The 4,964-nt window shown below is 66.5% G+C and carries 5 protein-coding genes and 1 pseudogene; 2 read left to right on the plus strand and 4 right to left on the minus strand.

Annotation, left to right across the window (positions count from 1 at the left end):
- The 4 genes from AC1DOC_RS18755 to AC1DOC_RS18770 form a co-directional block, all read right to left on the minus strand.
- The coding region (locus tag AC1DOC_RS18755) for a cytochrome b/b6 domain-containing protein (protein ID WP_478130259.1) at positions 1–511 on the minus strand (511 nt) is incomplete at its 3' end.
- A gap of 11 nt (positions 512–522) precedes the next feature.
- Entirely contained in the window at positions 523–825 is a 303-nt protein-coding gene (locus AC1DOC_RS18760) for a PepSY domain-containing protein (protein WP_027730351.1), read from the minus strand.
- A 37-nt stretch (positions 826–862) separates the two neighbouring features.
- The gene (locus tag AC1DOC_RS18765) at positions 863–1,549 is read right to left on the minus strand and encodes a Fe2+-dependent dioxygenase (RefSeq protein WP_478130260.1); all 687 of its coding nucleotides are present in this window, start codon (positions 1,547–1,549) and stop codon (positions 863–865) included.
- 19 nt (positions 1,550–1,568) lie between these two features.
- The gene (locus tag AC1DOC_RS18770; RefSeq protein ID WP_307594098.1) at positions 1,569–3,833 is read right to left on the minus strand and encodes a TonB-dependent receptor; all 2,265 of its coding nucleotides are present in this window, start codon (positions 3,831–3,833) and stop codon (positions 1,569–1,571) included.
- Between the two features lie 304 nt (positions 3,834–4,137).
- Here AC1DOC_RS18770 and AC1DOC_RS18775 point away from each other — a divergent pair, with 304 nt between their 5' ends.
- A complete protein-coding gene (locus AC1DOC_RS18775; RefSeq protein ID WP_018903007.1) occupies positions 4,138–4,410 on the plus strand; it encodes a (2Fe-2S)-binding protein in 273 nt (90 codons plus the stop codon).
- A gap of 111 nt (positions 4,411–4,521) precedes the next feature.
- Positions 4,522–4,964, plus strand: a pseudogene (locus tag AC1DOC_RS18780) (hypothetical protein); the annotation flags it as partial.

A 4,964-nucleotide genomic window follows, 5' to 3' on the forward strand; every position in this document is an offset into this window, starting at 1 on the left:
GCATGGCGGCCGCCAGGTTTTCCCGGTGCCGCCAGCTCGTGAAGGCAACACCGGCCAGATGCAGGGCAATCAGTGCCACCAGCGTCCAGGCCAGGCTGCGGTGGAGCCATTCCACCCAGGCCAATCCCCAGAACATGTCGAGCGAGTACATCCAGCCCGTCACGCCCACCGCCGCCACCGTGGCAAGCAGGGCGACGGCCATCCAGCCGCCCAGCGGGTTGTGGCCCAGATAGCGCCTTTCGCGCCGGGCCAGCACCTCGGCCGCGTAGCGCCGCACCTGCGCGGGAGACCGGACGAACTGCCGGAACCTCGCATGGCGCCCGCCCCACCAGCCCCCGATGCAGCGGCCGGCGATCAGGGCCAGCGCTGCGTAGCCCGCCAGTTCATGCAGCCGCAGCAATGCCTCGCCGCTGAACCATGCCACGGCAATTGCCGCGACCAGGGCCCAGTGCATTGCGCGCAGCCAAAGCCCCCAGACCTGCACCGGCGGACGTCCGGGAACCGCACGCACCGCGCGCCTCCTCAGGACGGCTGCTTCACCTGCCCGACCTTCTCGAAGGTCTTGGGATCGAAGAAGGCCTCGGTGCGCTGGCCCTTCTCGTCGAAGCCGTAGACCTCGTAGCAGCCATTGAAGTCCTTGACCTGGCGAACCTTCCAGCCTTCGCTGGTCAGCTTGCGTTGCAGCTCCATCTGCGGGCGCATCTCCGCCTTGGGAACCGGCGCACACTTGACCGCGTCGTGATCGACGAACTGGGCGGAGGCCGGCGCAGCCCAGAGGACCGCGGTGGCGGCGGCGGCGACGGTGAAAAGAAGCGACTTGTTCATGAATGATCTCCTGGCGTTGCAGGCGCCGCGCCGCGGCTCAGACGTCGAGCCACATGCGCAGCAGGTTGTGGTACGTGCTCGTGAGGCCGATCACGCCGGAATCGGTCTCGCCATATTGGCTGCGAAGATGGCGCAGGTGGTTGTCCATCTCGAACAGCAGGCGGCGCTGCTCGTCGCTGCGCACCATGCTCTGGATCCAGAAATAGCTCGCGGTGCGGTAGCCCCGCGTCACCGGCAGCACCCGGTGAACACTGGTGCCTGGATACAGCACCATGTCTCCGGCCGGCAGCTTGACGCGCTGCACGCCGAAGGTGTCCTCGATCACGAGTYCGCCGCCGTCGTATTCGTCGGGCCCGGCCAGGAACAGGGTGCAGGAGATGTCGGTGCGCACCCGGCCCGAGCCGTCGCGCAGGAAACGGACGGCACTGTCCACATGGTTGCCGAAGCTGTTGGACGCACCGCCGTAGCGGTTGAACAGCGGCGGCGAAATCTGCTTGGGCAGCGCGGCCGAGAAGAAAAGCTGGTGCCGCTCCAGGCCGCGCAGCAGCAGTTGCTGCAGCGCGCGGGTTTCTTCGCAGTCTTCCCTCAACTGTTCGTTGTTCTTCGCATGCGCCGACTGGCTGCCGGCGGTGATCCGGCCGTCGCCCCAGGGGGCGTCGGCGAGGATCCCGCGGGCCTCGCGCAGCTCCTCGGAGGTGAGCACCTGTTTGATGTGCAGCAGCATGGCCCCGAGGATAGTCCGATCAGAAGCGCACGCCGACCGTGCCGAGCACCTGGCGCTTGGCGCCCAGGATGGCAAAGCCCGGATACAGCTGATCGCCGTAGGCCTTGTTGCTGAGGTTGTTGATGTTGATCTGCGCGTACACGTCCGGCGTGAACTTGTATTCGAGCATTGCATCGGCCACGACATAGCCCGGCACGCGGGCGGTCGCCGACGCGGCGCCGGTGGTGCCCGTCAGCGGCCGGTTCTCGGTCGCGCCATGCGCGCCCAGTGCGACGCGCAGCTTCGGCGTTGCCTGGTAGCTGACCCAGACCGCACCCGACTGCTTGGGCGTGAGACCCACGCGCTGGCCGACCGAGGCCTGCGCCGCAGCCGCGCTGCCGGCCTGGTCGATCTTGGCGACCGGCATCCAGGTGTACGAAGCGTAGACCTCCCACTGCCGGCCCAGGCGGCCGACCACGTCGAGCTCGACGCCTGCGGTATGCCGCTTGCCCGAGAGCGTGTAGGCCGAGCCGGCAAAGTCGGCATCGGTGGTGCGCTCGTTGTACTTCTCGGTGCGGAAAATCGCGCCGCGCGTGGAGAGCGCGCCGTCCAGCCAGTCGAGCTTGGCACCCACTTCGAGGTTGCGGCTCTTCTCGGGCGGCGTGTTGGCGTTCTGCGGCGTGACGTACTGGTAGGTGTCGGCCGAGGTGTTGAACGAGGTGCCGTACGACACGTAGTACGACTGGGAATCGGAGGGCTGGTACATCACGCCGCCGCGGTAGCTCCACGGCGAGTTCGACAAATGCGTGCTGGTGACGCTCAGCGGCGTGCTGCTCACTGCGCCAGTGCGGTAGTTCAGCTGCTCGAAGTCGCCCTTGAAGCTGTCGTAGCGAATGCCGCCGAGCACCTTCCAGTGCGGCGCGACCTGGACCAGGTCCTGCACGTAAAGGCCGTAGGCCTTCGCGTCGTAGTTGCTCGAATTGCGCCATTGCGGCGACAGGCCGGTGCCGACCAGGCCGGCTCCGTCGTCGGGCGTACCGACGCGCGTGGGCGGACGGATGCCGAGCATGCTGCCGTTGTTCTGGAAGCGAACGGCCTCCTCCTTCGAGGCATCGATGCCGGCCAGCAGCTCATGCTTCACGCCGAGCGCATCGAAGGCCAGGCTGTAGTCGCTCTGCGCGTAGGTGCCCTTGTAGCGGTCCTTGCGTGGCGTGAGGCTGCTGCGCGTGAGGAAGGTCGACGGATCGAGCGCCATGACCGCCCGGGTGCCGGCCGGGCAGGTTCCAGCCGCCGTGGGAAGCGCGCCGCAGGCGCCCACCGCCGTGCTCCATTGCGCCCGCTCGAACACGCCGCTGCGCACTTGCGTGCGCAGTTCGCCGCCGTTGGCGAACCTGTGCTTCCATGCGCCGTGCACGTAGTTCGCCTCGCCGTCGACGAAGTCCGCCGAGGTGCCGTAGAAGTTGCCGGGCTTGACCGGCGCCAGGCTGCCGTTGACGTAGCGCACGGCCGACATCGGCACGTTGTTGTTCTTCAGGTGGAACAGGCCCACGGTGAATTCGTCCGCGGTCCCCAGGCCCCAGCTGTACGAGGGTGCGATGCCGTACTTGTCGATCTTCGCGCCGCCGTTGCCGGCCTTGTTGTACATCGCGTTGATGCGCAGTGCCGAGGTCTCGCCGGTGCGCACGTTGAAATCGGCGGTGGTGCGAAAGTAGCCGCCACTGCCCAGCGTACCCACGACGTCGGTCTGGTCGGCCAGCAGCGGCCTCTTGCTCACCTGGTTCACGACGCCGCCCGTGGAGCCGCGGCCGAAGAGCATGGAGGCCGAGCCGCGCATCACTTCGACGCGGTCGAGGTTGAAGGTGTCGCGGTCGTACTGCGAGGGGTCGCGCATGCCGTCGATCATCAGGTCGCCGGTGCTGGCGATCGGGAAGCCGCGCAGCCGGATGTCCTGGTCGGTGCCGTTCTCGGTCGCGGCAAAGGTGATGCCCGCCGAATAGTGCAAGGCGTCCTTCAGCGTGTCGAGCTTGACGTCGTCGATCAGCTTTTCGGTGATGACGTTGATCGATTGCGGAATGTCGCGGATGTCCTGCGTTCCCTTGCCGATGTTGGTTTTCCTGGTCTGGACCTGGTCCTTGCCCTGGACCTCGGCCTGCTCGGTCACCGTCACGGTTCCAAGCGTGCCGCCCTGCACCGGGGCTTCAGGCGTCTGCGCCCAACTGCTGACAGAGGCGGCCAGCATCAATGCGCCGAAAGGCAGCATCGCTGCTTCGCGCGGCACGCCGGTCGCCGCAGGGGTGCAAGACATGGGATGCGGCGCACGAGCGCGCCGACGGGCAGCATTGGACAAGAGAACCTCCCGAAAAGCCAAACGGCTGGTTTGAATGGCTGGCTGGGCCGGTGCTTCACCGGTGGTGGCTTGCCGAAATTTGGCTGGAGTGTAGGGCGAAGGTAGTCTGAATCATTCGCACTTAGATTCTCGTGTTGCGAAAATGCTACTTTTTCCCAACGAATACCGAAGACTTCTTTGAGGGATAGTTATTGAAAATGCGAGGGATTCGTATTTATAATCGGCCGAACCTAACCAGCCAGCCACTGCCGCTTTCACCACCATGATCGTTTGCGTCTGCCGCCGAGTCTCCGACCGCGAAATCGCACGTCACGTGCGGGCGGGCATGACCTTCGACGAAGTCCAATTCGAACTTGGCGTGGCCACCCAGTGTGGCCAGTGTGAAGGCTGTGCGCGCGATATCGTCGCGCAGTGCAGCGCCTCCCACCCGGTCGCCGCGTTGAACCGCGAATCGGGAACGAGTGCGATCCAGCTTGCCACCTCCATTTCGGAAAGCAAGGCATGGAACTCTTCTCGGCACTCGGCGGCAGCCTGATCCTCGTTGCAGGCTCGGTCTGGTGGATCTTTCGTAAGTAAACAGTAGTCGTAGCGGTTTTGCTGCAATCGAGGCACGCTCCGTGGGTGCCCGCATTCGAATTGGTTGATCGTGTCTGACCGCTTTGCCCCTCCCCCCTCCGTACTGGGCCTCTCGCGCAATGCACTCATTGCCGGGGGCGTGATCCTGTTTCATGCAGCCGCGCTGTGGGCGCTGCAAAGCGGCCTGCTGCGCCGCGCTGCCGAAGTGGTGATCCCCGTTGAAATCCTGAGCCAGTTCGTCGAGCCGCCCAAGCCGGCCGAACCGCCGCCTCCTCCTCCACCGCCGCCTCCGCAGCGCAAGCCCGAGGCGGTCAAGCCGCCGCCGCGGCCGGTGGCCATCCGCGAGCCGAAGCCCACACCCGCGCCCAGCGCGCCGGTCGGCGTGCCCGAGCCTCCGCCGCCCGCGCCCGTTGCGGAAGCTCCCGCTCCCACGCCGCCCGCGCCCCCGCTCCGCCGCCGGCGCCGCCTGCACCACGCACGATCGAAATCTCGGAAGGCCAGACGCGCTACGTC

Source organism: Variovorax sp. 01T439_2, assembly GCF_056398445.1.

Excerpts from the sequence above, each read along its gene's own strand:
- AC1DOC_RS18760 (WP_027730351.1), bottom strand. The coding sequence starts at position 825 with ATGAACAAGTCGCTTCTTTTCACCGTCGCCGCCGCCGCCACCGCGGTC.
- AC1DOC_RS18770 (WP_307594098.1), bottom strand. The coding sequence starts at position 3,833 with ATGTCTTGCACCCCTGCGGCGACCGGCGTGCCGCGCGAAGCAGCGATG.
- AC1DOC_RS18775 (WP_018903007.1), top strand. The coding sequence starts at position 4,138 with ATGATCGTTTGCGTCTGCCGCCGAGTCTCCGACCGCGAAATCGCACGT.